The 25,620-nt window shown below is 73.2% G+C and carries 22 protein-coding genes and 5 tRNA genes; 17 read left to right on the forward strand and 10 right to left on the reverse strand.

All coding sequences use genetic code 11. The features are described 5' to 3' along the window. The first annotated feature begins 4 nt into the window (after window positions 1-4). From ML5_RS09635 to ML5_RS09645, 3 genes are all read left to right on the forward strand, one after another. On the forward strand, window positions 5-805 hold the full coding sequence (locus tag ML5_RS09635) for a carbohydrate ABC transporter permease (protein ID WP_030274682.1): 801 nt from the start codon (window positions 5-7) through the stop codon (window positions 803-805). Next, window positions 802-2,235, forward strand: a complete 1,434-nt coding sequence (locus ML5_RS09640) for a GH1 family beta-glucosidase (RefSeq protein WP_013284858.1) — start codon at window positions 802-804, stop codon at window positions 2,233-2,235. Before ML5_RS09635 ends, ML5_RS09640 begins: the two co-directional genes overlap by 4 nt. Before the next feature lie 82 nt (window positions 2,236-2,317). Beyond that, window positions 2,318-3,364, forward strand: coding sequence for a LacI family DNA-binding transcriptional regulator (locus tag ML5_RS09645; RefSeq protein ID WP_013284859.1), 1,047 nt, complete (start codon window positions 2,318-2,320; stop codon window positions 3,362-3,364). A 25-nt stretch (window positions 3,365-3,389) separates the two neighbouring features. On the opposite strand, the gene ML5_RS09650 is transcribed toward ML5_RS09645, so the two are convergent. Both ML5_RS09650 and ML5_RS09655 read right to left on the reverse strand, forming a co-directional pair. After that, window positions 3,390-4,601, reverse strand: coding sequence for an acyl-CoA dehydrogenase family protein (locus ML5_RS09650; RefSeq protein WP_013474550.1), 1,212 nt, complete (start codon window positions 4,599-4,601; stop codon window positions 3,390-3,392). Then, the gene (locus ML5_RS09655; RefSeq protein ID WP_013474551.1) at window positions 4,602-5,675 is read right to left on the reverse strand and encodes a phosphotransferase family protein; all 1,074 of its coding nucleotides are present in this window, start codon (window positions 5,673-5,675) and stop codon (window positions 4,602-4,604) included. 150 nt (window positions 5,676-5,825) lie between these two features. Here ML5_RS09655 and ML5_RS09660 point away from each other — a divergent pair, with 150 nt between their 5' ends. Together ML5_RS09660 and ML5_RS09665 are read left to right on the forward strand one after the other, a co-directional pair. Continuing rightward, complete coding sequence (locus tag ML5_RS09660; RefSeq protein WP_013474552.1) at window positions 5,826-6,530, forward strand: amino acid-binding protein; 705 nt, start codon at window positions 5,826-5,828, stop codon at window positions 6,528-6,530. 80 nt (window positions 6,531-6,610) lie between these two features. Then, window positions 6,611-7,699, forward strand: a complete 1,089-nt coding sequence (locus ML5_RS09665) for a GNAT family N-acetyltransferase (RefSeq protein ID WP_013474553.1) — start codon at window positions 6,611-6,613, stop codon at window positions 7,697-7,699. A 175-nt stretch (window positions 7,700-7,874) separates the two neighbouring features. Here the strand turns inward: ML5_RS09665 and ML5_RS09670 are convergent, their stop codons facing one another. After that, window positions 7,875-9,440, reverse strand: a complete 1,566-nt coding sequence (locus tag ML5_RS09670) for an aldehyde dehydrogenase family protein (protein WP_013474554.1) — start codon at window positions 9,438-9,440, stop codon at window positions 7,875-7,877. A 429-nt stretch (window positions 9,441-9,869) separates the two neighbouring features. On the opposite strand from ML5_RS09670, the gene ML5_RS09675 reads away from it, so the two are divergent. The 3 genes from ML5_RS09675 (at window position 9,870) to ML5_RS09685 (ending at window position 16,043) form a co-directional block, all read left to right on the forward strand. Continuing rightward, window positions 9,870-12,743: a glycoside hydrolase family 9 protein gene (locus ML5_RS09675; protein ID WP_013474555.1), complete on the forward strand. Its 2,874-nt coding sequence runs from the start codon at window positions 9,870-9,872 to the stop codon at window positions 12,741-12,743. Window positions 12,744-12,957: 214 nt separating this feature from the next. Next, complete coding sequence (locus ML5_RS09680) at window positions 12,958-15,396, forward strand: non-reducing end alpha-L-arabinofuranosidase family hydrolase (protein WP_013474556.1); 2,439 nt, start codon at window positions 12,958-12,960, stop codon at window positions 15,394-15,396. Window positions 15,397-15,419: 23 nt separating this feature from the next. After that, complete coding sequence (locus ML5_RS09685) at window positions 15,420-16,043, forward strand: DUF488 family protein (protein ID WP_013474557.1); 624 nt, start codon at window positions 15,420-15,422, stop codon at window positions 16,041-16,043. Between the two features lies 1 nt (window position 16,044). Here ML5_RS09685 and ML5_RS09690 read toward each other — a convergent pair whose 3' ends face one another. The 3 genes from ML5_RS09690 to bioB are packed head-to-tail and all read right to left on the reverse strand — an operon-like array spanning window position 16,045 to window position 17,773. Next, on the reverse strand, window positions 16,045-16,551 hold the full coding sequence (locus tag ML5_RS09690) for a GNAT family N-acetyltransferase (protein WP_013284868.1): 507 nt from the start codon (window positions 16,549-16,551) through the stop codon (window positions 16,045-16,047). Window positions 16,552-16,554: 3 nt separating this feature from the next. Continuing rightward, entirely contained in the window at window positions 16,555-16,770 is a 216-nt protein-coding gene (locus ML5_RS09695) for a hypothetical protein (RefSeq protein WP_013284869.1), read from the reverse strand. 7 nt (window positions 16,771-16,777) lie between these two features. Next, window positions 16,778-17,773: a biotin synthase BioB gene (bioB, locus tag ML5_RS09700; RefSeq protein WP_013284870.1), complete on the reverse strand. Its 996-nt coding sequence runs from the start codon at window positions 17,771-17,773 to the stop codon at window positions 16,778-16,780. A 161-nt stretch (window positions 17,774-17,934) separates the two neighbouring features. Between bioB and ML5_RS09705 the strand changes: the two genes are divergently transcribed. Together ML5_RS09705 and bioD are read left to right on the forward strand one after the other, a co-directional pair. Further along, on the forward strand, window positions 17,935-19,071 hold the full coding sequence (locus ML5_RS09705; protein ID WP_013284871.1) for an 8-amino-7-oxononanoate synthase: 1,137 nt from the start codon (window positions 17,935-17,937) through the stop codon (window positions 19,069-19,071). Continuing rightward, a complete protein-coding gene (gene bioD / locus ML5_RS09710; RefSeq protein WP_013284872.1) occupies window positions 19,068-19,796 on the forward strand; it encodes a dethiobiotin synthase in 729 nt (242 codons plus the stop codon). Before ML5_RS09705 ends, bioD begins: the two co-directional genes overlap by 4 nt. A 61-nt stretch (window positions 19,797-19,857) precedes the next feature. Here the strand turns inward: bioD and ML5_RS09715 are convergent, their stop codons facing one another. Both ML5_RS09715 and ML5_RS09720 read right to left on the reverse strand, forming a co-directional pair. Continuing rightward, window positions 19,858-21,021 (reverse strand): cytochrome P450, encoded by a 1,164-nt coding sequence (locus ML5_RS09715; protein WP_013474558.1) that lies wholly within the window; start codon window positions 21,019-21,021, stop codon window positions 19,858-19,860. 9 nt (window positions 21,022-21,030) lie between these two features. Then, a complete protein-coding gene (locus ML5_RS09720) occupies window positions 21,031-21,699 on the reverse strand; it encodes a methyltransferase (RefSeq protein ID WP_013474559.1) in 669 nt (222 codons plus the stop codon). Window positions 21,700-21,889: 190 nt separating this feature from the next. On the opposite strand from ML5_RS09720, the gene ML5_RS09725 reads away from it, so the two are divergent. Next, a complete protein-coding gene (locus ML5_RS09725) occupies window positions 21,890-22,723 on the forward strand; it encodes a hypothetical protein (RefSeq protein WP_013474560.1) in 834 nt (277 codons plus the stop codon). Between the two features lie 17 nt (window positions 22,724-22,740). Here the strand turns inward: ML5_RS09725 and ML5_RS09730 are convergent, their stop codons facing one another. Continuing rightward, window positions 22,741-23,343 carry a TetR/AcrR family transcriptional regulator gene (locus ML5_RS09730; RefSeq protein ID WP_030275337.1) on the reverse strand — a complete coding sequence of 201 codons (603 nt, stop codon included), beginning with the start codon at window positions 23,341-23,343 and terminating at the stop codon, window positions 22,741-22,743. 274 nt (window positions 23,344-23,617) lie between these two features. On the opposite strand from ML5_RS09730, the gene ML5_RS09735 reads away from it, so the two are divergent. The 4 genes from ML5_RS09735 to ML5_RS09750 all read left to right on the forward strand — a co-directional run bounded on the left by ML5_RS09735 (window position 23,618) and on the right by ML5_RS09750 (window position 24,813). Beyond that, window positions 23,618-23,690 (forward strand) — tRNA-Gly (locus ML5_RS09735). A 34-nt stretch (window positions 23,691-23,724) separates the two neighbouring features. Then, window positions 23,725-23,795 (forward strand) — tRNA-Cys (locus tag ML5_RS09740). A 12-nt stretch (window positions 23,796-23,807) separates the two neighbouring features. Continuing rightward, a tRNA-Val gene (locus ML5_RS09745) sits at window positions 23,808-23,882 on the forward strand. 112 nt (window positions 23,883-23,994) lie between these two features. After that, on the forward strand, window positions 23,995-24,813 hold the full coding sequence (locus tag ML5_RS09750; protein WP_013284877.1) for an isocitrate lyase/phosphoenolpyruvate mutase family protein: 819 nt from the start codon (window positions 23,995-23,997) through the stop codon (window positions 24,811-24,813). Window positions 24,814-24,935: 122 nt separating this feature from the next. Here the strand turns inward: ML5_RS09750 and ML5_RS09755 are convergent, their stop codons facing one another. Further along, window positions 24,936-25,181, reverse strand: a complete 246-nt coding sequence (locus ML5_RS09755) for a DUF6458 family protein (protein WP_013284878.1) — start codon at window positions 25,179-25,181, stop codon at window positions 24,936-24,938. A 159-nt stretch (window positions 25,182-25,340) separates the two neighbouring features. On the opposite strand from ML5_RS09755, the gene ML5_RS09760 reads away from it, so the two are divergent. Both ML5_RS09760 and ML5_RS09765 read left to right on the forward strand, forming a co-directional pair. Beyond that, window positions 25,341-25,413 (forward strand) — tRNA-Gly (locus tag ML5_RS09760). An 11-nt stretch (window positions 25,414-25,424) separates the two neighbouring features. After that, a tRNA-Val gene (locus tag ML5_RS09765) sits at window positions 25,425-25,496 on the forward strand. Window positions 25,497-25,620 lie beyond the last annotated feature (124 nt).

The following is a 25,620-nucleotide window of genomic DNA, read 5'->3' on the forward strand; positions in this document are numbered from 1 at the left end:
CACCATGATCGGCCTGATCTTCGGCGTGCTGCTGTCCCTGTTCCCGTTCTACTGGATGATCGTGATCGCCAGCCGGACGAACGACGCGGCCAACTCCTGGCCGCCGCCGTTCCTGCCCGGCGGCAAGCTCGGCGAGAACATCGAGCGGGTGCTCGCCAACAGCGACGCCAACATCGTCAAGGGCCTGATGAACTCGTTCCTGGTCTCCGGGACGATCACCGTCGCGACCGTGTTCTTCGGCTCGCTGGCCGGCTTCGCGTTCGCCAAGCTCCGCTTCCGGGGCAAGAACGCGCTGCTGCTGATCATCCTCACCTCGATGATGGTGCCGATCCAGCTCGGCGTGCTGCCGCTCTACATCCTGATGGCCAAGCTCGACTGGCTGAACACCATGCCGTCGGTGACCGTTCCGTTCCTGATCGGCGGCTTCGGCATCTTCATGATGCGCCAGTACGCCGAGCAGGCGGTACCGAACGAGTTGATCGAGGCCGCCCGGGTGGACGGCTGCTCGACCTGGCGGGTGTACTGGCACGTGGTGGCACCCGCGCTGCGTCCGGCCGCCGCGGTGCTGGGCCTGCTGACCTTCATGGAGCAGTGGAACCAGTTCTTCTGGCCGTTCGTGGTGCTGGCGGACCCGTCCAACCCGACCGTCCAGATCTCGCTGCGCAGCCTCAACACCGCCTACTTCGCCGACAACTCGCAGATCTTCGCCGGTACGTTGATCGCGACCCTGCCCCTGTTCGTCGTGTTCGTTCTGTTCGGCCGCCAGATCATCGGCGGTATCATGGAAGGCGCCGTCAAGTCGTGAGCAACCCAGCAAGCCCGCCCGCTGTCGGCGTCCTCGACGCCGGTCCGGCCCTCACCTTCCCGTCCGACTTCCTCTGGGGCGCGGCCACCGCCGCGTACCAGATCGAGGGCGGGGCGACGGAGGGCGGCCGTGCCCCGTCGATCTGGGACACCTTCAGCCACACGGAGGGCCGGACGGTGGCCGGGCACACCGGCGACGTGGCGTGCGACCACTACCACCGGATGCCTGACGACGTGCGGCTGATGGCCGACCTGGGCCTGCGGTCGTACCGCTTCTCGGTGAGCTGGCCGCGGGTGCAGCCGGGCGGCACCGGCGGGGTCAACCAGGAGGGCATGGACTTCTACCGCCGGCTGGTCGACGAGCTGCTCGGCCACGGCATCGAGCCGTGGCTGACGCTCTACCACTGGGACATGCCGCAGCCGCTGGAGGACGCGGGCGGCTGGCCGGCCCGGGACACCGCGGCCCGCTTCGCCGAGTACGCCCACCTGGTCGCCGAGGCGCTCGGTGACCGGGTGAAGTACTTCACCACGCTGAACGAGCCGTGGTGCTCGGCGTTCCTCGGCTACGGCTCCGGCGTGCACGCGCCGGGCCGCAGGGACGGCGCGGACGCGGTCCGGGCCGGGCACCACCTGATGCTCGGTCACGGCCTGGCCGTGCAGGCGGTACGCGCGGTCCGCCCGGACGCGCAGCTCGGCATCACAGTCAACCTGTACCCGGTGACCCCGGCGAGCGGCTCGGCGGCGGACGCCGACGCGGCCCGCCGGATCGACGCGCTGGCGAACCGGTTCTTCCTGGACCCGGTGCTGCGCGGGTCGTACCCGGCGGACCTCGTCGCGGACCTGCGTCAGGTCACCGACATGGGGCACGTGCGCGACGGTGACCTGGCGACCATCTCCACGCCGCTGGACATGGTCGGGGTCAACTACTACAGCCGGCACGTGGTGGCCGCGCCGGTCGAGGGCGCGGAGCCGGAGCCCTACTGGCGGGCGCCGTCCTGCTGGCCGGGCAGCGAGGACGTCCGGTTCGTCACCCGGGGTGTCCCGGTGACGGACATGGACTGGGAGATCGACGCCCCGGGCCTGGTGGAGACGCTGGAGCGGGTCCACCGGGAGTACACCGACCTGCCGCTCTACGTCACCGAGAACGGCTCGGCGTTCGTCGACGAGCTGGTCGACGGCCGGGTGGACGACCCGGACCGGCTGGCCTACTTCGCCGCGCACCTGCGCGCGGCGCACGCCGCGATCGAGGCCGGCGTGCCGCTCAAGGGCTACTTCGCCTGGTCGCTCCTGGACAACTTCGAGTGGGCCTGGGGTTACACGAAGCGGTTCGGCATGGTCTATGTCGACTACGACAGCCAGGCCCGGATCGCGAAGTCCAGCGCCAGGTGGTACGCCGACGTGATCCGACGCAACGGACTGCCCGCACAATAAGCTGGGCCAGCCAGTAACGGGCGGCCCGGCGCCGACGCCTCAATCGGTGCCGGGTCCGCCCGACCGTCGGAGGAGCACAACGATGACAACGCAGCGCACCCGCTCGCTCGGGCGTCCGACCCTCGACGCGGTCGCGGCCCGCGCCGGCGTCGGGCGCGGCACGGTCTCCCGCGTGGTCAACGGCTCGCCGCAGGTCAGTCCGGAGGCCCGGGCCGCCGTCCAGCAGGCCATCGCCGAACTGGGGTACGTGCCGAACCGTGCCGCCCGTGCGCTGGTCACCCAGCGGACCGACTCGGTCGCACTGGTCGTGTCCGAGTCGGGGGAGCGGGTCTTCACCGAGCCGTTCTTCGCGGCCATCGTCCGGGGCGTCAGCTCCGGTCTGGTGGAGACGCCGATGCAGCTCTGGCTGGCCATGGTGCAGTCGCCGATCGAGCGCGAACGGGTCGAGCACCACCTGACCAACCAGCACGTGGACGGCGTACTCCTGCTGTCGCTGCACGACGCCGACCCGCTGCCCACGCTGCTGGAGGAGCGCGGCCTGCCGACGGTGCTCGGCGGCCGTCCGGCGCGGATGCTGCACCCGAACGCGCAGCCGGCGTGGTTCGTCGACATGGACAACGTCGGCGGCGCGCGGCAGGCGGTGGAGCACCTGTTCCGCCAGGGCCGCCGGCGGGTCGCGACCATCGCGGGCCCGCAGGACATGGGCGCCGGCCTGGCCCGGCTCTCCGGCTACCAGGAGGCCGTGCGCGCGGCCGGCGGCCGGGTCGACCCGGGCCTGATCGCGTACGGGGACTTCAGTGAGGGCAGCGGCACCGCGGCCATGCGCCGGCTGCTCGACGTCTGCCCGGAGCTGGACGCCGTGTTCGTGGCCTCCGACCTGATGGCGTTCGGCGCGCTGCGCGCGTTGCGCGAGGCCGGCCGCCGGGTGCCCGAGGACGTGGCGGTGATCGGCTTCGACGACGCCCCGATCGCGCGTCAGGCCGAGCCGCCGCTGACCACCGTGTTCCAGCCGGTGGAGGAGATGGGCCGGCAGATGGCCCGGCTGCTGGTGTCCCGCATCCGGGGCGAGGAGGTCCCCTCCCCGCACGTGCTGCTGGACACCGAGCTGATCCACCGGGCCTCCGGCTGACCCACCCCCGGCGACGGGGGAGCGGTCAGGACCAGCGGCGCAGTTCGCGGCGGGCCAGCGACGCGCGGTGGACCTCGTCCGGGCCGTCGGCCAGGCGCAACGTGCGGGCCTGCGCCCACAGCTCGGCCAGCGGGGTGTCCTGGCTGACCCCGGCCCCGCCGTACGCCTGGATGGCCTTGTCGATCACCCACTCGGCCATCAGCGGCGTGGCGATCTTGATGGCCTGGATCTCGCTGTGCGCGCCCTTGTTGCCGACGGTGTCCATCAGCCACGCGGTCTTGAGCACCAGCAGGCGGGCCTGCTCGATCCGGACCCGCGACTCGGCGATCCACTCGCGGACCACGCCCTGCTCGGCGAGCGGGCGGCCGAACGCGATCCGGTCGAGCACGCGCCGGCAGAGCAGCTCCAGGGCCCGCTCGGCCATGCCGATCAGGCGCATGCAGTGGTGGATCCGGCCGGGGCCGAGCCGGGCCTGGGCGATGGCGAACCCGGTGCCCTCCTCGCCGACCAGGTTGTCCACCGGCACCCGGACGTCTGAAAAGTCGATCTCGGCGTGCCCGCCGTGCGGGGCATCGCTGTAGCCGAAGACCCGCATCCCGCGCCGAACGGTCACGCCGGGGGTGTCACGGGGGACCAGGATCATGCTCTGCTGGCGGTGCCGGTCGGCGTCCGGGTCGGTCTTGCCCATCACGATGAAGATCTCGCAGCGCGGGTCCATCGCCCCGGACGACCACCACTTGCGGCCGTTGATCACGTAGTGGTCGCCGTCGCGGGTGATCCGGGTGGCGATGTTCGTCGCGTCGGAGGACGCCACCTCCGGCTCGGTCATGCAGAACGCGGACCGGATCTCACCGGCGAGCAGCGGCATGAGCCACTGCTTGCGCTGCTCCTCGGAGCCGAACTCGGCGAGCAGTTCCATGTTGCCGGTGTCCGGCGCGGCGCAGTTGAGCGCCTCCGGGGCCAGGTGCGGGCTGCGGCCGGTCAGCTCGGCCAGCGGCGCGTACTGGAGGTTGGTCAGCCCGGCGCCGTAGCGGGCGTCGGGCAGGAACAGGTTCCACAGCCCGCGCGCCCGCGCCTCGGCTTTGAGTTCCTCCATCACCGGCGGGCGGGCCCACGGGTCGCCGGCCGCGGCCACCTGCTCGTGGTGCACCGGCTCGGCCGGGTACACGCACTCGGTGAGGAACGCCTCCAGCCGCTGCCGCAGCTCGACCGTCCGGTCGTCGTACGCGAACTCCATCTAGCTCTCCCTCACCTCGTGCAGTCCGTGTGCCACGAGCGGCGCCACCATGTCGCCGATCCGGTCGAAGCCCTCGCCCAGCGTCTGCCCGAGCGTGTGCCGGTAGTGGATGCCCTCGCAGATCACCGCGAGCTTGAAACAGCCGAGTGCCACGTGCCAGTGCAGCGGGCCGACGTCGACGTCGCTGCGCCCGGCGTACCGCTCGATCAGCTCGGCGCCGGTGGGGAAGCCGGCGCGCGGCCCGATGCCGTCGGCCACCGGGTTGCCCTCGCCGTGGTCGCTGTCGCCGAGCACGTCCCAGTACGTCAGCAGCAGCCCGAGGTCGGCCAGCGGGTCGCCGAGCGTGGCCATCTCCCAGTCGAGCACCGCCCGCACCGCCACCGGGTCGACGGTGGCGAGCAGGTTGTCCAGCCGGTAGTCGCCGTGCACGATCCGGCCCGCGTTCGCGCCCTCGGGCACGCTGGCGGCCAGCGCGTCGCGAAGCTCGTCGATGCCGGGGAGCGGCCGGCTGCGGGACCGGTCGAGCTGGCCGGCCCAGCGGCGCACCTGCCGGGCCAGGTAGCCCTCCGGGCGGCCGAAGTCGGCCAGCCCCACCTCGGCCGGCTCGACCCGGTGCAGCGTGGCGAGCGTGTCCATCATCGCCATGGCGAGGTCGCGCCGCTGGGCGGCGGTGAGCGCGTCGGTCTGCTCGCGCCGCCGGTAGACCTCGCCGTCGACCTTCGCCATCAGGTAGAACGGCGCGCCGATGACGCTCTCGTCGGCGCACAGCAGCAGCGCCTCCGGCACCGGTACGCCGGTCGGCGCGAGCGCCGAGATCACCCGGTGCTCCCGGGCCATGTCGTGCGCGGTGGCCAGCACGTGCCCGAGGGGCGGCCGGCGCAGCACCACCTCGCGGTCGCCGGCGCGCAGCAGGTAGGTGAGGTTGGACTTGCCGCCGGCGATCAGCCGCGCCGACAGCGGCCCGCTCAGGTCCGGCCGGTGGACGGCCAGGTGGGCGGCGAGCCGGTCGAGGTCGAGCCCGCGCGGGGCCGGACCGGTCGAGGGCGCGGCGACATCGGCGGCCGGATCGGTCATCCGATTAGTTGATGGCAGCTCAGCTTTGTTGTCAAGGTCGGGTTTTCCCGGCGGGACATGCCCTTGCAACAGGGGCGAAATGGTCAACCGGCAGGCTGGGCCCCAGCCTGCCGGCCGCTCGGCCGGCCCGCCGAGCGGAGGGGATCAGACATGCTGCTGAGAGTTCGGGTGACCCTGCCGGACCGTCCGGGCACGCTCGGCCAGGTGGCCCGGACACTCGGCGTCTCCGGCGCGGACATCGTGCAGGTGGTGGTGCTGGAACGGCTCGGCGGCCGGGCGGTGGACGATTTCACGGTGGTCTGGCCGGGTGCGGCGCGGGTGGAGCGGATGCTCGCCGGGCTCGCAGCGATCCCCGGCGTCCGGGTGGACGGCGTGTGGCGGGCGATCGGCGCGCCCACCACCACCGGGCAGGACGCCGAACTGCTCGCCCAGGTGGCGGCGAACCCGGTCGACGGGGTGGCCACGCTCGTCGACGCGGTGCCGGGGCTGCTCGCCGCGGACTGGGCGGTGGTCGCCGTCGTACCCCTGGACTGGGCCTCGCGCAGCGGCGAGGCCGGCGTCGCCGCGATCGGGCACGCGAGCTGGCGGGCGCCGGTGCCGCCGCGGCTGCCGGAGGTGACCCCGCTGCGGGCGCGCGCCATGACGAGCCCGGACGGGCACCACTACGCGGTGGCGCCGTTCGGCCGGGCCGGGCTGGTGCTCGTGGTCGCCCGCGACCACAGCGAACCGCTCGCCGCCGCCGGGTTCCACTCCACCGAGGTGGACCGGCTCGCCCAGCTCGTCCGCGCCGGCGCGGTGATCCTCGGCGACCGGCTGGACCTGGTCGGCACGCCGCCCGTGACCACCGTCACCTGACCGGACGGCCTGCGTCACCCGGGGGCAACGGGCCCGCAACAGGCGCACGGCATGGTCGGTGCCGAGGAAGGGAGACAACCATGGCGCTCTGGCGGATCCGAGCCACGGTGGACGACCGGCCGGGTTACCTGTCGGTGCTCACGGCGAGCCTCGCGTTGCGCGGGGTCAACATCCTCAGCGTGCAGGTGCACACCACCGAGGCCGGCGCGGTCGACGACTTCCTGGTCGACGCGCCCGAGCAGGTGACCGAGGCGGAGCTGCGGGCCGCCGTGGAGCGGGGCCGGGGCCGGGACTGCTGGATCGCGCGTAGCGGGGCGCGCGGGCTGGCCGACGAGCCGACCCGGCTGCTCGGGCTTGCCGGGCGGCTGGTGCGAGACCCGGAGGCGACCGGCGAGGTGCTGCGCACGCTGCTCGGCGCCGACTTGGTGACCTGGCGTCCGACGCCTGCCACCGCGCCGGGCGGGGTGGGCGGCACCACGATGGTGCTCGCCGACCCGGCCGGCGGCGCCCACGAACTGCACCGCCGGGAGCCCAGCTTCACCCCGGCCGAGTACGCCCGCGCGCAGGCCCTGGTCGAGCTGGCGGCGACGCTGGCCCGGCGGGACGCCGACCGGATCACGCTGGTGCTGCCGGACGGCGGCGAGGTGTCGGTGCGGGCCGCGACCGCCGAGGACGTCCCCGGCGTACGCGACCTGCACGCCGCCTGCTCGGCCCGCAGCCGGCAGCGGCGCTACCTGAGCGGGGCGGCGGACCCGTCGCCGGCCCGGCTGCGCCGGCTGCTGGAACCGGCGCGGGGCGTGACACTGCTCGCCACGGCGGGCTCCGGCGGGGCGGCGGAGCCGGTCGTGGCGATGGCGAACCTGCTCGGCGAGGGCGACGAGGCCGAGGCGGCGCTGCTGGTCCGCGACGACTGGCAGCGCCGGGGCCTCGGCTCGGCGCTGCTGCGCCGCCTGGTGGGCCACGCCGACCGGGCCGGATACGCCGCCGTGCTGCTGCACGTGCAGTCCGAGAACACGCCGATGCTGCGGACGCTGCGCCGGCTGGACCGGCCGGTGGCGATGGAACGCGACGGCGGCGTGCTGACCGCGACGCTGCCGCTGGCCGCACGGCCGCCGGCCGAGCCGGCCGCGCGGGCCGGGGTGACGGTGCCGGCACAGCGGTCGAGTTGAACTGACGGCCGCCGGCCGGACCCCGGAGGTGCGCCGCAACGGCGCGGCACACCCGAGGGGTACGGCCCGACGGCCGGAACCGGCGCGGTCACGCGCCACCCGGGCCGACCTCCGATACGGGGGACGGTGACACGGCGGGGCTCCCGATGCGGGGGCCCCGCCCGTCTGTGTGCGATCAGGTGGCCGGGTAGCTGTTGTAGTCGGGGAAGTTGCCGTAGAGCCGGCCGTCACCACCGACTGTGACCGCCTGCACGAGCAGGTCACCGCCGACGAACGCGCCCTTCCAGGAGGCGCCCCGGCCGCCGAACGGCTCGTCCCGGTCGCCCCGGGACCGCGGCTTGTTGATGCCCACCTTGAACGCCTGGAGGTCCACCGCCAGCTTGCCGGCGAGCTCCTCGTCGTCGCAGGCGAGCGACGCGACGAGCGCGCCGTTGGAGGCGTTCATCTGGGCCAGCAGCTCGTCGGTGGTGTCCACCACGACGATGGTGTCGACCGGGCCGAACGGCTCGGCGTGCATGAGGCGGGACCGGCCGGGCGGGGCCAGCAGCACGGCCGGTGCGACGTACGCGGACGTGTCCTGCCCGTCCAGGAACGGTGCGCCGTCGAGCTTGCCGCGGTGCAGCGGCACGGCGCCGCCGCGTACCGCCTCGTCGACCTTGCGCCGCAGCTCGTCGGCCTTCGCCCCGCTGATCAGCGGCCCGAAGTCCAGCTCGGGCAGCGGGTCGCCGGCCGACCAGTCGTCGCCGACGGCGAGCGGGTGCCCGAACCGGATCGAGCGGACCACAGGCAGGTACATGTCGAGGAACTCGTCGACCAGGTCGCGCTGGACCACGAACCGGGGGTACGCGGTGCAGCGCTGCTTGCCGTACTCGAAGCCCTTGCGCAGGTGGGCGGCGAGCGAGTCCCACTGGGAGAAGTCCCAGATGCCCCAGGCGTTGAGGCCCTCCTGCTCGATGAAGTGCCGCTTGTCGCAGTCGAGCAGCGCGGCGGCGACCTTGCCGCCGTTGGAGCGCCCGCCGACGAACGCCACCGCGCCGATCTCCGGTGCGCGGACGAGCACCTCGGACAGTTCCTCGCCGCTGCCGGACAGCAGCGTGGCGGGCAGCCCGGCGCGGCGCATCAGCGCGTGCGCGACGGTGAGGCAGACCGCGCCGCCCTGCGACGGGGTCTTGGCGATCACCGCGTTGCCGGCGAGCAGCTGTACCAGCTCGGCGTGCACGAGCACGCTCATCGGGTAGTTCCAGGAGGCGATGTTGCTGACCGGGCCGGGCAGCGGCTCCCGCCCGTCGGCGAGCATCCGCTCGATCTCCTGCGCGTACCAGCGCACGCCGTCCAGCGCGCGGTCCACGTCGGCGCAGGCCAGGCGCCACGGCTTGCCGATCTCCCAGACCAGCAGGAGGGCGAGCAGGTCGCGGTGTGCGGTGAGCGCGTCGAGGGCGTCGGTGACCCGGGCGACGCGCTCGGCCAGCGGGGTCTGTGCCCACTCCCGGTGCGCGTCGGCGGCGTGGGCGACGGCGGCGCGGGCCGTCTCGGCGTCGAGCCGGGCGAGGTTCACCAGCACCGTGTTGTCCACCGGGGTCCGTACGGCGGTGGGCGTGCCGAGCGCGCGCCAGTCGCCCTGGACGAGGTTGTGCAGCGTCGTGGTGCCGTCGGGGCCGGTGCCGAACGCCTCGGGCGTGGCGGCCACCGCCCGGGCGAGGGTGTCGGACCAGGAGGTGCCCTCGGCGAGTCGTAGAGCCATCGCGATCTCCTCAGTGTCGTCCGGGGAGCGGCGGCGTCGATGGCACCGCAGGTGAGGCGTACTGTCCCGCGGGCCGGAGCGGCCGGGCAACCGTACGCTCGTATGCCAGGACGGCCGCGCCGCCGACGACGCCCCGGCGGCTGCATTCACCACCGTGACGATGCCGCTGAGCTGGGACCGAACACGCTCTATATCGACAAATATCGATGGTGTGATCCAGCTCCCGATGGTTACCCGTGAGTACGCCCGGGCGGCCCGGATCAGCACGCTCTTCCCCTGTGATGAACGGCGCATTACATTGTCGATTGTCCATGGGAGCGCTCCCGAACCTCTCGAGGACACCCCACCACCACCACCACGCGGCAGCCGGAGCCCTGCGATACCGTCCCCGCTCCGGCTGCCGCCCGGCGCCAGCCACAGGAGCTCGCCATGCCCCGTCCGATTCCGCCGCCGGGAGGCCGGTCCCGGCTCCGCCGGCTGTTCGCCGCCGGCGCCGCGCTGGCCGTCGGCCTGGCCACGGCCGTCGCCGCCCCGCCACCCGCGTCCGCCTCCGCCGCACAGGCCGCGCCCGCGTTCAACTACGCCGAGGCGTTGCAGAAGTCGCTGTTCTTCTACGAGGCGCAGCAGTCGGGCCGCAAGCCCTCCTGGAACCGGGTCTCCTGGCGCGGCGACTCGGCGCTCACCGACGGCGCCGACGTCGGCGTCGACCTCACCGGCGGCTGGTACGACGCCGGCGACCACGTGAAGTTCGGCTTCCCGATGGCGTTCAGCGCCACCATGCTGGCGTGGGGCGCGGTCGAGTACCGCGACGGGTACGTCGCCTCCGGCCAGCTCACCCACCTGCTGAACAACCTGCGCTTCGTCAACGACTACTTCGTCAAGGCGCACCCCGCCGCGAACGTCCTCTACGGACAGGTCGGCAAGGGCGACGACGACCACAAGTGGTGGGGTCCGGCCGAGGTGATGCCGATGGCGCGGCCCGCGTACAAGATCGACGCGAGCTGTGGCGGCGCGGACCTGGCGGGGGAGACGGCGGCCGCGATGGCCGCCTCGTCCATGGTGTTCCGGTCCACCGACGCGGCCTACGCGGACAAGCTGCTCGGCCACGCCAAGCAGCTCTACACGTTCGCCGACACCGTGCGGAAGAACTACCACGAGTGCATCACCGACGCGACCAGCTTCTACAAGTCGTGGAGCGGCTACCAGGACGAACTGGTGTGGGGCGCGATCTGGCTGTACCGGGCCACCGGCGACGCCACCTACCTGGCCAAGGCCGAGAGCGAGTACGACAAGCTCGGCACCGAGCCGCAGTCCACCACCCGCTCCTACAAGTGGACCATCGCCTGGGACAACAAGCAGTTCGGCGCGTACGTGCTGCTGGCGAACCTCACCGGCAAGCAGAAGTACGTCGACGACGCCAACCGGTGGCTCGACTACTGGACGGTGGGCGTCAACGGGCAGCGGGTGCCGTACTCGCCCGGCGGGATGGCGGTGCTCGACTCGTGGGGCGCGCTGCGGTACGCCTCCAACACCGCGTTCGCCGCGCTCGTCTACAGCGACAGGACCACGGACACCACCCGTAAGGCGCGCTACCACGACTTCGCGGTCCGGCAGATCAACTACGCGCTCGGCGACAACCCGCGCAACTCCAGCTACCAGATCGGCTTCGGCACCAACTCGCCGCGCAACCCGCACCACCGCACCGCGCACGGCTCCTGGTGGGACAGCCAGACCGTGCCCACCGAGACCCGGCACGTGCTCTACGGCGCGCTGGTCGGCGGCCCGTCCTCGGCCAACGACGCGTACACCGACAGCCGGTCGGACTACGTGATGAACGAGGTCGCCACCGACTACAACGCCGGCTTCACCTCCGCGCTGGCCCGGCTCACGAACGAGTACGGCGGCAGCCCGCGCGCCGGTTTCCCGTCCGCCGAGACGCCCGACATGGACGAGCTGACAGTGGAGACCACAGTGATGCAGGCCGAGCCGCGCGCCACCGGGCTCAAGGCGATCATCTACAACAAGTCGGCGTTCCCGGCCCGGGCGCTGACGACCGGAAAGTTCCGGTACTTCTTCCGGCCCGACGGCACCGGACCGGTCACCGTCACGCCCGGCTACACCCAGGGCTGCCCGTCGCCGTCGACGGCGAAGCAGTTCTCCGGTGACATCTGGTACGTCGAGGTCGACTGCACCGGCTACACCATCGCGCCGGCCGGGCAGTCGCAGCACCGGATGGAGGTCCAGTTCAAGATCGGGGTGCCGGAGGGCGGCACCTGGGATCCGGCGAACGACCCGTCCTACCAGGCCACCGCGGGGCCGAACCGGAAGGTGCCGCTCTACTCCGGCGGCGTCCGCGTCTGGGGCGAGGAGCCCGGCCCGGTCACCCCTGACACCACCGCGCCCACAGTGCCCGGCACGCCTGTGGCGTCCGCCGTCACGTCGAGCGGGCTCACGCTGACCTGGGCCGCGTCCACCGACACCGGCGGCAGCGGCCTGGCCGGGTACGAGATCACCCAGTCGCAGACCGGAAGCGACGCGCTGGTGCTGCGGACCGCCACCACCAACACGCTCGCGGTGACCGGGCTGGCGCCGGAGCGGACGTACCAGTTCACAGTGCGGGCACTCGACGGCGCCGGCAACCGGTCCGCGTCGTCGGCTGCCGTCAGCGTCACCACGCCGGCCGGCCCGGCGCCGGACACCACACCGCCGACCGCGCCGGGCACGCCCACCGCCTCCGCGGTCGGCCCGACCGGCCTGACGCTGACCTGGGGCCCGTCCACCGACGCGGTGGGCGTCACCGGGTACCGCGTCTACCGCGGCGGGAACGTCCTGGTCGGCTCCGCCACCGGCACCACGCTGGCGGTGACCGGGCTGACCGCCTCCACCACGTACACGTTCACAGTGGTGGCGGTGGACGCGGCCGGCAACGTCTCACCCACCTCGCCCGGCGTCACGGTGACCACCACGGCCCCACCCGCCGGCGGCTCCTGCGCGGTGACCTGGACGGCGAACACCTGGGACACCGGGTTCACCGCGAACATCACTGTCGCCAACACCGGCACCACTGCGATCAACGGCTGGACGCTGGCGTTCACGTTCGGCAACAGCGGCCAGAAGGTCGGGCAGGCCTGGTCGGCGAACGTGACGCAGACCGGCACGGCGGTGACCGCGTCGAACCTGTCCTACAACGGGACGCTGGCGCCGGGCGCGTCGACCAGCTTCGGCTTCAACGGCACCCACACCGGCGCCAACCCGAGGCCCACCGCGTTCACTCTGAACGGCTCCGCCTGCACCGTCTCCTGACCGCCGAGGCGGCGTGGCGTGGCCGGTACCCGCACCCCGGGTGACCGGCCACGCCACGCCATGCCTCGCGCGACCAAAACGTTCCGAAACTTTTCCGAAACACCATTGTCCCCGCCGATGCGCGATGGAAGCATCGACTGAGCTAGATACCCCAATCGAGACGTCCAGTCGTTCCGCCCCGACGGCCTGGGTGTTGGCCAGTAAGGAGGCCAAGATGGCAATGAGCCCATCCGTTCATCGCGGCGGGAGTCGGCGACGGCGATCACCGGCCGTCCGGGCGCTGCTCGCCGGCGCGGTCAGCGCCGTGACGGTGGCAGCCGTCGCGGTGATGATGCCGTCGGCGAACGCCGCCGCGTCCACGCTGGGCGCCGCCGCCGCGCAGTCGGGCCGGTACTTCGGCACCGCCATCGCGGCGGGCCGGCTCGGTGACTCGACGTACAGCACGATCGCCGGACGCGAATTCAACATGATCACGGCCGAGAACGAGATGAAGCCGGACGCGACCCAGCCCCAGCGGGGCCAGTTCAACTTCAATTCCGGTGACCAGATCTACAACTGGGCGACCCAGCGCGGCTTGAAGGTCCGTGGCCACACGCTGGCGTGGCACGCGCAGCAGCCGGGCTGGATGCAGAGCCTGAGCGGCAGCAACCTGCGTCAGGCGATGATCGACCACATCAACGGGGTGATGGGCCACTACCGGGGCAAGCTCGCCGCGTGGGACGTGGTGAACGAGGCGTTCAACGAGGACGGCAGCCGCCGCCAGTCGAACCTGCAGGGCACCGGTAACGACTGGATCGAGGTGGCGTTCCGTACCGCTCGGGCGGCGGATCCGTCGGTGAAGCTCTGCTACAACGACTACAACATCGAGAACTGGTCGTACGGCAAGACGCAGGGCGTCTACAACATGATCCGGGACTTCAAGTCCCGCGGTGTGCCGATCGACTGCGTGGGGTTGCAGACGCACTTCACCGGTGGCAGCTCGCTGCCGGGCAACTTCCAGACCACGCTGTCGAGTTTCGCCGCGCTCGGCGTCGACGTGGCGCTGACCGAGGCGGACGTCACGAACGCCTCGACCAGCCAGTACGCCGGGCTGACCCAGGCGTGCATGAACGTGCCGCGCTGCATCGGCATCACCGTGTGGGGCGTCCGCGACAGCGACTCGTGGCGCTCAGGCGAGAACCCGTTGCTGTTCGACGGCGGAGGCAACAAGAAGGCCGCGTACACCTCGGTCCTCAACGCCCTCAACGCGGCCGCCCCGACCTCCGGGCCGACCACGACCCCGACCACGGCACCGCCGCCCAGCGGTGGCGCCGGCCGGATCGTCGGAGCGCAGTCGGGCCGGTGCGTCGACGTACCGAACGCCACCCAGACCAACGGCACCCGGGTCCAGCTCTGGGACTGCAACGGTCAGTCGAACCAGCAGTGGACGTACACGTCGAACAAGCAGCTGATGGTCTACGGCACCAAGTGCCTCGACGCGAACGGCGCGGCCACCGGCAACGGCACCGGGATCATCATCTGGGACTGCAACGGCCAGTCGAACCAGCAGTGGAACATCAACTCCAACGGCACCATCAGCGGCGTGCAGTCCGGGCGCTGCCTGGACGTCTGGGGCACCGGCAACGGCCAGCAGATCCAGCTGTACGACTGCCACGGGCAGACCAACCAGCAGTGGCGGACCGACTTCGGTGGCACCACGCCGCCCCCGACCACGCCGCCGCCGACCACGACGCCGCCGCCGGGCGGCTGCGCGCTCCCGTCGACGTACCGGTGGTCGTCGACCGGCGCGCTGGCCAACCCGCAGAACGGCTGGGTCTCGCTCAAGGACTTCACGAACGTCGTCTACAACGGCAAGCACCTGGTCTACGGGTCGTACGTCAACAGCAGCGGCCAGTACGGCTCGATGAACTTCAGCCTGTTCACGAACTGGTCCGACATGGCCTCAGCCGGCCAGACCGGGATGAGCCAGGGCACCGTGGCGCCCACCCTGATGTACTTCGCCCCGAAGAACATCTGGGTGCTGGCGTACCAGTGGGGACCGACCTCGTTCAGCTACAAGACGTCGAGCGACCCGACGAACGCCAACGGCTGGTCCTCGGCGCAGACGCTCTCCACCGCCACCCTGCCCGACGCCCCGTACGGCGTGATCGATCAGACGCTCATCGGCGACGACCAGAACATGTACCTGTTCTTCGCCGGTGACAACGGCAAGATCTACCGGTCGAGCATGCCGCTGGGGAACTTCCCGGGCAGCTTCGGCTCGAACTACACGACGATCATGACCGACTCGACGAACAACCTGTTCGAGGGCGTCGAGGTCTACAAGGTGGCGGGCCAGAACCAGTACCTCATGATCGTCGAGGCGATCGGGAGCCAGGGGCGCTACTTCCGGTCGTTCACGTCGAACAGCCTGAGCGGCTCGTGGACGCCGCAGGCCGCCAGCGAGAGCAACCCCTTCGCCGGCAAGGCCAACAGCGGCGCGACGTGGACGAACGACATCAGCCACGGTGACCTGGTCCGCACCAACCCCGACCAGACCAAGACCGTCGACGCCTGCAACCTCCAGTTCCTGTACCAGGGCAAGAATCCCAGTGCGGGAGGCGACTACAACCTGCTGCCGTGGCGGCCGGGTGTGCTGACCCTCCAGCGCTAGGCGCCACACCGTACGAGGAAGGCGTGCCCGGCACCCGTGCGGTGCCGGGCACGCCCTTTCCGGTGGGCCGGCTCGGCCGGCGGGCGGACGGCGCCGACCCGGGGCAAGCTGAGTCGGTGGAGCGCATGCTGCTGACCGTCGGGCACGGGGCCGCCCACCGGGACCAGCTCGGGGACCTGCTGGCCGGCGCGGCTGTCGCCCTGGTCGTGGACGTGCGCCGCTACCCGGCCAGCCGGACCAACCCGGACGTCCGCCGCGAGGCCCTGGAGCACTGGCTGCCCGAACGGGGCATCGGCTACCGCTGGGAACCGCGCCTCGGCGGCCGCCGGCACGTCCGCGCCGGCGAGCCGGAACCGGACACCTGGTGGACGGTCGGGGCCTTCCGGGCGTACGCCGCGTACACCCGCACGCCCGACTTCGACGCGGCACTCGACGAGGTGCTGGCCGACGCCGCCCGGGAGACCACAGCGGTGATGTGCAGCGAGAGCGTCTGGTGGCGCTGCCACCGGCGGCTGATCGCCGACGTCGCCGTGCTCGGCCGCGGAGTGCCGGTGTCGCACCTCATGCCGGACGGCCGGCTCAGCCCGCACCGGCCCGCCGAGGGCGCCCGCCGGCTGCCCGACGGGCACCTGCTCTGGCCCGGCTGACTCAGCCGGCCAGGTCCTCGGCGAGAAGGTCCATCAGCAGCGCGTCGTGCCAGCGCCCGTCCGCGCCGCGCTCGTAGCGGCGCATGATGCCCACCGGACGGAACCCCACCTTCGCGTACGCCCGGATCGCCGCCGTGTTCGCCGCCGCCGGGTCGATGGTGAACCGGTGGTGGCCGTACTCGTCGATCAGGTGCCGGACCAGCGTGCGGATCGCGTCGCCGCCCAGCCCCGAGCCGCGTACCGCCGGGTCGAGGAAGACGTCCAGGCTGGCGTGGCGGTAGTCCGGGTCGGTCTCGGCGTACCACTGGATCGCGCCGACCAGCTTGCCGTCGTGTTCGACGGCGTAGATCGTCACCGAGTCGTCGGCCAGGTCCGCCCGGACCGACGCGGCCAGGTCGTCACCGCCGCGCCACCAGCGGCGCACCTCGGGGGTGGCCCGGATCGCGGCCAGGGCTGGCACGTCGGCGTCGGTCACCGGCCGCAGCGTCACCGCCCGCCCGCGCAGCACGCCTCAGCCCCGCCGCTCGCCGTGCTCGACGCAGACCGCCGACCAGCCGGACGGCACGACCTGCACCTTCATCCGCCGCCGGCAGGACGCGCACCAGCGCGGCGGTTCCCACGCGCGGGCCGCCTCGCACGCCGGGTGCGGCCCGGCCGCCACCGACTCGCCGCACCTGTCGCACCAGAGCGCGGCGGGAGCCGCCGTGGCGGGGGAGGATTCGGTCACCGCTGCCTCACAGGGTCGCCGAGAGCGCCTTCACCGGCATCTTCAGGTCTTCCAGCAGCTTCAGGTCGGCCGTGGCGGGCCGCCCCAGCGTGGTCAGGTAGTTGCCGACGATCACCGCGTTGATGCCGCCGAGCAGACCGTCGCGGGTGCCGAGGTCACCGAGGGTCAGCTCGCGGCCCCCCGCGTACCGCAGGATGGTGCGCGGCATGGCCAGCCGGAACGCGGCGATGGCGCGCAGCGCGTCCTTGCCCTCCACCACCGGGCGGTCACCCAGCGGCGTGCCGGGGCGCGGGTTGAGGAAGTTCAGCGGCACCTCGTGCGGGTCCAGCTCGGCGAGCTGCGCGGCGAACTCGGCCCGCTGCTCGACCGTCTCGCCGAGGCCGAGGATGCCGCCGCAGCAGACCTCCATGCCGGACTCGCGGACCATCCGCAGCGTCTCCCAGCGCTCCTCCCACGAGTGCGTGGTGACCACGTTCGGGAAGTAGGAGCGGCAGGTCTCCAGGTTGTGGTTGTAGCGGTGCACGCCCATCTCGACCAGCTCGTCGACCTGCTCCTTGGTGAGCATGCCGAGCGACGCGGCGACCTGGATGTCGACAGCGGCGCGGATGGCGGCGACGCCCTCGCGCATCTGCTTCATCAGCCGGGCGTCCGGGCCGCGCACGGCGGCCACGATGCAGAACTCGGTCGCCCCGGTCGCGGCGGTCTGCTTCGCGGCCTCGACCAGCGCCGGGATGTCCAGCCAGACCGAGCGCACCGGCGAGGTGAACAGACCGGACTGCGAGCAGAAGTGGCAGTCCTCCGGGCAGCCGCCGGTCTTCAGCGAGACGATGCCCTCGACCTCGACCTCCGGACCGCACCAGCGCATCCGGACCTCGTGGGCGAGCTGGAGCGCGGCGGGCAGGTGCTCGTCGGGAAGGTTCAGCACCGCGAGGACACCGGCCTCGTCGAGGCCGACGCCGTTGCCCAGCACCCGCTCCCGGGCCTGGTCGAGGATCTCTGGCATGGCTCGTAACCTAACAGGCCACCGTGAGCGCGGGAAACCACCGCCGCCGGCCCTCCGGCGAGCCGGGACCGCGCCACGCCGGGGCCGCCGGGGCGGGTGGTAACTTCGCCCCGCGGAAGCGCCCGGCGGGGGGCGTGAAGTCGGCGGGAGGGGACGGCACGGTGGCGGACTGGCTGGCGGCCCTGGACCGCCGCGCCGAGCTGCGGGCCCGGGCGGGGCTGACCCGCACGCTGCGCCCCCGCGCCGCCGACGACGCCGTGGTCGACCTGGCCGGAAACGACTACCTCGGCCTGGCCACCCACCCGGAGGTCACCGCCGCCGCAGCAGAGGCCCTGTCCGCGTACGGGCTGGGCGCCACCGGGTCGCGTCTGGTGCGCGGGTCCACCGATGCGCACCACGCGCTGGAGGACGACCTGGCCGGCTGGCTCGGCGTCGACCGGGCGCTGGTGTTCTCCTCCGGATACCTGGCCAACCTCGCCGCCGTCCGGGGACTGACCCAGCCGCGGACGCTGCTCGTCTCCGACGCCCACAACCACGCCTCGCTGATCGACGGCTGCCGGATCTCCGGCGCCGAGACGCTCGTGACGCCGCACGCCGACGTCGCAGCGGTGGCCGCGGCGCTCGCCGCCGCGCCGGGCCGCCCGGCGGTGGTGGTGACCGAGTCGGTCTTCTCCGTCGACGGCGACCTGGCCCCGCTCGCGGAGCTGCACGCGGTGGCCCGCCGCCACGGCGCGCTGCTGCTCGTCGACGACGCGCACGCGCTCGGCGTCACCGGCCCGGCCGGCGCCGGCGGGGTCGCCGCCGCCGGGCTCGCCGGCGCGCCCGACGTGGTGGTCACCGCGACGCTGTCCAAGGCGCTCGGCGGGGCCGGCGGCGTGGTCGCCGGGCCGGCCGAGTTCGTCCGCCACCTGGTGGAGACCGGCCGCACGTTCATCTTCGACACCGCGCCGCCGCCCGCGGTGGTGGCCGGGGTCCGCGCCGCGGTGCGCCTGGCCCGCGACGGCGACGCGCTGCGCGCCGAGCTGGCCGACCGGGTCGCCGCGGCGGTGCGCCGGCTCGGCGCGGCCGGGCTGGCCGTGTCCGCCCCGGACGGCGCCGTGATCTCGGTGACCGCGCCCGGCCCGCAGGAGGCGACCGCCTGGGCCGCCGCCTGCCGGGAACACGGTGTGGCGGTCGGCTGCTTCCGTCCCCCGTCCACGCCGGACAGCCGCTCCCGGCTGCGGCTCACCGTCAGCGCCGGGGTGGACCGGGCCGGCTTCGACCGGGCCCTGGACGTCATCGTGGAGTGTGCGCCATGAGCCTCGGCGACGCCTGGACCGGGCCGGTGCTGGTGACCGGCACCGACACCGAGGTCGGCAAGACGGTGGTGACCGCCGCCGTGGCCGCCGCCGCGCAGGCGGCCGGCCTGCGGGTCGCCGTGGTCAAGCCCGGCCAGACGGGTACGGCGACAGGAGAGCCCGGCGACGTCGACTCGGTGACCCGGCTGGCCGCCCCGCTGACCGGCCGGACGCTGGCGAGCTACCCCGATCCGCTGGCCCCGCTGGCCGCGGCCCGGGTGGCGGAGCTGCCGCCGCTGGAGCTGTACAACGCGGTCGACGCGATCCGCGAGGAGGCGGACAAGCACGATCTGGTGCTCGTCGAGGGCGCGGGCGGGCTGCTCGTACCGATGGGGTTGCGTCCGTCCGGCGAGCCGTGGACGGTGGCCGATCTGGCGGTGTCGCTCGGCGCGCCCGCGGTGGTGGTGGCGCGGGCCGGGCTCGGCACGCTCAACCACACCGCGCTGACGCTGGAGGCGCTGGAGCGGCGGGCCGTCCCGGCCGGCGTGGTGATCGGCGCCTGGCCGACCGAACCGGAACTGGTGCACTGGCTCAACCTGTCCGAGCTGCTGCCGAACCTGCTCGGCGCGGTACCGGCCGGCGCGGGCGGGATGGACCCGGGCGTGTTCCGCCGGTCCGCGCCCGGCTGGCTCACCCCCGCCCTGTACGGCGTGCTCGACGACTGGCGGGCCTGGGCCGAGGAGTAAGGAAGGGCCCCTTCTTAACGCCTCCGGTAGAGGAAGGGCCCCCTGTTAACACCCGCAGGGCTCAGGCGCGGCGCACCACGAACGCGTCCGGCATCCGGAAGGTGAGGTTGTCCGGGCACCACGGTGGACGGACGACCGTCACGTCGTCGAGCAGCGCGGTGGCCTCGGCGACCACCACTGCGGCCTCCATCCGGGCCAGCTGCGCGCCGACGCAGCGGTGCGGCCCGGCGCCGAACGCCAGGTGCCGCCGCGAGCCGGGCTGCCCGGGGCGGAACTCGCCCGGCGCGTCCACCACGGCCGGGTCGCGGCCGGCGCGGGCCAGCCAGGCCACGATGCTGGTGCCCGCCGGTACGGGCACCTCGCCGAGCGTGGTGTCGACTGCCGCCACCCGCCGCCAGGTGACGATCGGCGGCTCCAGTCGCAGCCCCTCCTCGACCACGTCGTCCACGCCGATCTCACCGGCGCGCAGCCCGGCCCGTACCGCCGGTTCGCCGGACAGCCGGTGCAGCAGCAGGGTGAGGAACTGCGAGGTGGTCTCCTGACCGGCGACCAGCAGGAAGAACAGCGCCCCGACGACCACGTCGGGGGAGTGCCCCGCCTCGCGCAGCCGCGCGGCGAGCCCGCCCCCGGTGGCGGCGAACTCCCGCAGCACGGTGTGGAACCGGCCCACCTCGGCGACGAGCGCCAGCTGCCGGGACTCGTCAAGCGGCGCCCAGAACAGCTCCAGCGCGGCCCGGGCGAAGTCCTTCACCGCGCCGACCGGGGCGTCCGGCAGCTCGACCAGCCGGGCCAGCACCAGCAGCGGCAGGTCGGCGGCGAGACCCGCGTACAGGTCGACCGGGCGGCCCGCGTCCAGCGCCGCCGCCAGGCCCGCCACCCGCTCCCGGACCAGCCCGGTCAGCCACCGGCGCTGGGCGTCCACCCGGTGCGGGTGCAGCGCGTCGGCCACGATGCCGCGGATCTCCGGGTGGCTCGCGCCGCCGTTGTTCGCCAGCGTCGGCGGCAGCCGGAACCGGTGCCCGGCGAGCACCCGCAGCGCGGCCACCGGGATCGGCGTGACCGCGTCGAGCGCGTTGTCCGGCCGGAACGTCACCGGGTCGGTGAGCAGCCTGCGTACGAGCGCGTGCCGGGTCACCACCAGGTGCGGCACGCCGACGTGGTCGACAACGGTGGCCGCGTCGGGCCACGGCCCGTCGACGGACTCCCCCCAGCCCCGGAACAGCACGCGGTAACGCTAGCGGCGGGCGCCGGGCGGGTTCGGGTCCAGCTCCCAGACGGTGGTGTGCTTCACCCGTACGCTCTCCAGCGCCTCCGACACCGGCACGTCGTACGCGGCCAGCTCGTGGAAGCGCTCGCGGGGCAGGAACGCCCGGCCCGGATCGCCCACCAGCACCCGGGCGCCGGAACGGGCGGCCCGGAGCAGGAAGCGCAGCATCCGGCGGGCCATCGCCTCGCTGTAGAAGACGTCCCCGGCCAGCACCACCTCGGCGTCGCCCGCGTCGGAGTCGAGGATGTCGCCGAGTTCGGCGTGGACGCGTACCCCGTTGGCCTCGGCGTTGAGCGCGACGGCGGCCACGGCCCGCTCGTCCACCTCGACCGCCCGGACGGCGGCGGCGCCGGCGCGGGCGGCGGCGACGGCGACCAGGCCGGAGCCGGAGGCCAGGTCGAGCACCCGGCGGCCGGCGACCACGTCGGGGTGGTCGGTGACGTAACGGGCCAGGCCCTGCCCGCCGGCCCAGGCGAACGCCCAGAACGGCGGCGGCTGGGAGCTGCGGAACTCGCCCTCGGTCAGCTCCCACAGGCCGATCGGCTCGTCGGCCTGGTGCAGCAGCACCTCGGGTACGAACGCCACCGGGGCGAGACGGGCGTGCAGCCGGACGAACGCGGCGGACAGCTCGGACATCGGAGAATTGTGTCCCACCCGGGTTCCCCACCCGCATCCCGGGCGTGTCGCGGCGAGGTCGTGACCGGTTCACCACGCTCGGTGAAATGACCCCCGTGTTGTGGCGTTGGATGCGAACACGCCCGTCTACCGGCGTGCCCGGCGCGCTCCTAGCGTTGCCTGTGGACACGACCGAGGGTGAGGAGGCGTGGTGAGCGGCTGGCGGCACGCGCTGCGGATCGGACTGGTACTGACCTTCGTGGCCGGGACCGGGTACGGCGGAGCCCTGCCGGCGCGGGCGGCGGCGGCCTTCTCCACCGAGTTGAGCGGCCTGCCGGACGAGTTCACCGCCGGGAACCGGGTGGAGACGTTGTCCGCCGTGGTGTCCCGCTCCGACGGGGGCGGCTGTGTCAAGGTGCGCTGGTCGATGCTGGTGCGGGTGCAGGGCCTGCGGCTGGACCAGCTCAAGGTGGACCGGGTGGAGGACAGCGGATCGTTCCCGCTGGAGATCCGCACCGAGGGAGACACCGCCCGGCTCACCGACCGGCAACTCGACCCGGGTGTGCTCTGTCCCGGCCGTACCGTGACCGCCCGCTACCGGGTGGCGTTCGCCGAGGACGTGGGGCGTGGCCGGGTGAGTTTCGCCGCCGAGGCGTACGACCCGCAGTTGCGGCTGCTGGCCCGGCGGACCGCCTCCCGTGAGGTGGTGGGGGAGGAGGCGGCCGAGCCGACGCCCTCGCCGACCAGCGCGGAGCCCACACCGAGCGACGAGCCGTCCTCCGAGGCGCCCGACGAGGAGCCGACTGACGAGCCGACCGACACCGCGGTGGTGGAACCGCCGGCGCCCGGTGGCGTGGCCGGGCGGCCGGTGGCGGACAGCGGCGGATTCGGCCTGGTGCAGGCCGCGTTCCTGCTCGGCGGGTTGCTGCTGTTCCTCGGCGCCGGGCTGCTGCTGCGGATGCGCCGCCTGCTGCGCCCGTCCGCGCAGGCCGAACCGGAGACGCTCCCGCCCCCCTTCGAACGCCCCCGCCCTCGCTGGCACTGACCCGTCGGCGGGTGGGGTCAGTCGAGCTGGCTGGGCTCCAGGCCCAGCTCCCGGGCGGCCACCAGGCGGATCCACTCGGCGATCTGCCGGCGGGTGATCACCCGCTCGTGCACCGCGAGCTGGACCGCCAGCCCGTCCATCACCGCGCTGATCCGCCAGGCCGCGCCGGCCGGGTCGGGGCAGTCGAACGTGCCTTCGGCGACCCCGTCGCTGATCACCGCGGCCAGGTCCTGCCGCCACCGCAGGTCGAGGCGGCGGGAGAGCTTCTCCAGCTCCGGCGTACGCAGCGACTCCGCCCAGCCGTCGATCCACATGGACCAGGAGGTGGCCCGGCCGGTCGGCGCGTAGAGGCGCAGCATCCGGCGCAGCTTCGCCAGCGGCGGGGCGGAGGAGCGCAGCACCGCGTCGAGACGGGCCAGGTCCTGCTCGACCGCGTACGCGAAGGCCTGCGCGAGCAGCCGGTCCTTGGTCGCGAAGTGGTAGAAGACGAGCGCCTGGCTGACCCCGGCGGCCTCGGCCACGTCCGCGGTGCGGGTGTTGGCGAGCCCTCGTTCCGCGATCACCTCGCAGGCCGTACGCAGCAGCGCGTCCAGGCGGATCTCGGCGGCTCGTCTCGTCACGGCGTTACGGTAACCCATCCGTCTGACCACAGGGAGTTACCAAAGCGGCCGGTCGGCGGCGGGACAGTCGGATGCCGGACACTCGACTCGCCGAGCGGATTCCGCAGGTCGCGGCCCTGCCCACGGGCCTTCGACGGCAGCCACCCAGGCTCCTAGGAAGCCCGCGCCACGAGGCGCCGGCAACATCCGGACGCGCCGGAAGGGCCCCCGAGTTGGCAACCGTTCCCGGGCTCGGCTAAAGTTCTCATCCGTCACCGGATAACACCGGGGACGTGCGGACGTAGCGCAGCTGGTAGCGCATCACCTTGCCAAGGTGAGGGTCGCGGGTTCGAATCCCGTCGTCCGCTCGGAGATGCCGCCACGCAGTTCGGGGGCAACCTCGGTGGAGTGGCCGAGAGGCGAGGCAACGGCCTGCAAAGCCGTGTACACGGGTTCAAATCCCGTCTCCACCTCGCAGTAGACGAGGGCGATTGGCGCAGTGGGAGCGCGCTTCCTTGACACGGAAGAGGTCACTGGTTCAAACCCAGTATCGCCCACCAGCGGAAAGGCCGTGCCGATCACTCGGCACGGCCTTTCTCGTCGTCATCGATCAGTCCAGTGCCGCGCCGCTGGCCATTGCCGCGGCCGGATCGCCCCACCCAGACTGGCTCGGTGGACGATCAGCAGACCCGAGCCCGGCAGTTCCGTGCCCTGCACCTGCCCGGTGAACCACTGATCCTGGTCAACGCCTGGGACGCGCTGAGCGCCCGGATCGTCGCCGCAGCCGGCGCCCGCGCGGTCGCGACCACGAGCGCCGGGGTCGCGTGGAGCCGCGGCGCCCCGGACGGCGACGCGCTCGCCCGGGACACCGCCGTCGACGTGATCCGCCGGGTGGCAGACGCGGTCCGCGTGCCGGTCACCGCCGACATCGAATCCGGGTACGGCGACAGCCCCGCCGAGGTCGCCGAGACGGTCACCGCGGTGCTCGCCGCCGGGGCCGTCGGTGTCAACGTGGAGGACTCCCGGCACGACGGCGGAGGCCCGCTGCGCCCGGTCGACGAGCAGGTCGCCCGGCTCGCCGCGATCCGGGCCGCCGCCGACCGCGCCGGCATCCCGCTGTACGTCAACGCGCGGGTGGACACCTGTCTGCGCCGGGCCGGTGGCGTACCCGAGACTGTCGCGCGCGCCGAGGCGTACCTGGCGGCCGGCGCGGACGGGATCTTCGTACCCGGAACCGTGGAACCGGAGACGGTGGCCGCGCTGGCGGCGGCGATCCCGGCGCCGCTGAACGTGCTGGCCGGGCCGGGCGCGCCGCCGGTCGCCGAGCTGGCACGGCTCGGCGTGGCCCGGGTGAGCATCGGACCGGCGGTGGCCGAGGCCGCGTACGCGGTGGCCCAGCGGGCGGCGGCGGAGGTGCTCGGCGCCGGGACGTACGACGCGCTCGCCGGCGGGCTCGACTTCGACGCGTTGAACGAGCTGATGCGGAGCTGACCCGGACGGCACTCCGCGCGCCGCCACCGACCGCGGGCGGCCCTGGCAGAGCGGGCCGGCCGGATCGGGTGATCCGGCCGGCCCGATCCGGGACCGATCAGCTCCGTCGGCCCCGGTCACTGTCACATCGGCGGGGCGACGTCCCGGCGCTCCTCGACCCGGCGGTACTCCACCGGCTGCTCGGCGGTGGTCGTGACCACCTGGCGACGGCGGCCCCAGACCAGCGTGGTCATGATGAGGCCGAGGACGCCGGCCGCCATCAGGATCCAGCCGACGACGTCGAGGTCGACCCCGCCGACGCTGGCGTTGAGCGCGAACGTGAGGATCGCGCCGACCGCGATCAGGAAAATGCTCGTACCGATACCCACGACAGCCTCCTTCGGGGGGATGGTTGTGCTGTCACCGGCCTCAGTACCCCGGCGGCGAGCAGCGCAACCACACGGCCACCGGGCGCGGCGGGGGTCTGCCGCACGGCGATCTTGGCATCGGGTAGAGTTCACCCCGTCGCCGGCGCGAACCGGCGGCACGCGGACGTAGCGCAGCTGGTAGCGCATCACCTTGCCAAGGTGAGGGTCGCGGGTTCGAATCCCGTCGTCCGCTCGCGATTGCCCGGGCGATTGGCGCAGTGGGAGCGCGCTTCCTTGACACGGAAGAGGTCACTGGTTCAAACCCAGTATCGCCCACCGAGAGTCACCCTCCCTGCCCGCCGGTGCCGCCGGTCGATCGGCGGACGTATCCCCTCGGACGGTTCGTACCGGCCACATCGGTCACCCGGCTCCACCGTGCGGGTTATTCAGCCGTTGCCAC

Origin of the sequence: Micromonospora sp. L5, assembly GCF_000177655.2 — a bacterium.
In the GTDB taxonomy this organism is placed as follows: Bacteria; Actinomycetota; Actinomycetes; order Mycobacteriales; family Micromonosporaceae; genus Micromonospora; species Micromonospora aurantiaca.

Coding starts and splice junctions, on each gene's coding strand:
- ML5_RS09635 (WP_030274682.1), top strand. CDS start 5: ATGATCGGCCTGATCTTCGGCGTGCTGCTGTCCCTGTTCCCGTTCTAC.
- ML5_RS09645 (WP_013284859.1), top strand. CDS start 2,318: ATGACAACGCAGCGCACCCGCTCGCTCGGGCGTCCGACCCTCGACGCG.
- ML5_RS09650 (WP_013474550.1), bottom strand. CDS start 4,601: ATGGAGTTCGCGTACGACGACCGGACGGTCGAGCTGCGGCAGCGGCTG.
- ML5_RS09655 (WP_013474551.1), bottom strand. CDS start 5,675: ATGACCGATCCGGCCGCCGATGTCGCCGCGCCCTCGACCGGTCCGGCC.
- ML5_RS09660 (WP_013474552.1), top strand. CDS start 5,826: ATGCTGCTGAGAGTTCGGGTGACCCTGCCGGACCGTCCGGGCACGCTC.
- ML5_RS09665 (WP_013474553.1), top strand. CDS start 6,611: ATGGCGCTCTGGCGGATCCGAGCCACGGTGGACGACCGGCCGGGTTAC.
- ML5_RS09670 (WP_013474554.1), bottom strand. CDS start 9,440: ATGGCTCTACGACTCGCCGAGGGCACCTCCTGGTCCGACACCCTCGCC.
- ML5_RS09675 (WP_013474555.1), top strand. CDS start 9,870: ATGCCCCGTCCGATTCCGCCGCCGGGAGGCCGGTCCCGGCTCCGCCGG.
- ML5_RS09680 (WP_013474556.1), top strand. CDS start 12,958: ATGGCAATGAGCCCATCCGTTCATCGCGGCGGGAGTCGGCGACGGCGA.
- bioB (WP_013284870.1), bottom strand. CDS start 17,773: ATGCCAGAGATCCTCGACCAGGCCCGGGAGCGGGTGCTGGGCAACGGC.
- bioD (WP_013284872.1), top strand. CDS start 19,068: ATGAGCCTCGGCGACGCCTGGACCGGGCCGGTGCTGGTGACCGGCACC.
- ML5_RS09720 (WP_013474559.1), bottom strand. CDS start 21,699: ATGTCCGAGCTGTCCGCCGCGTTCGTCCGGCTGCACGCCCGTCTCGCC.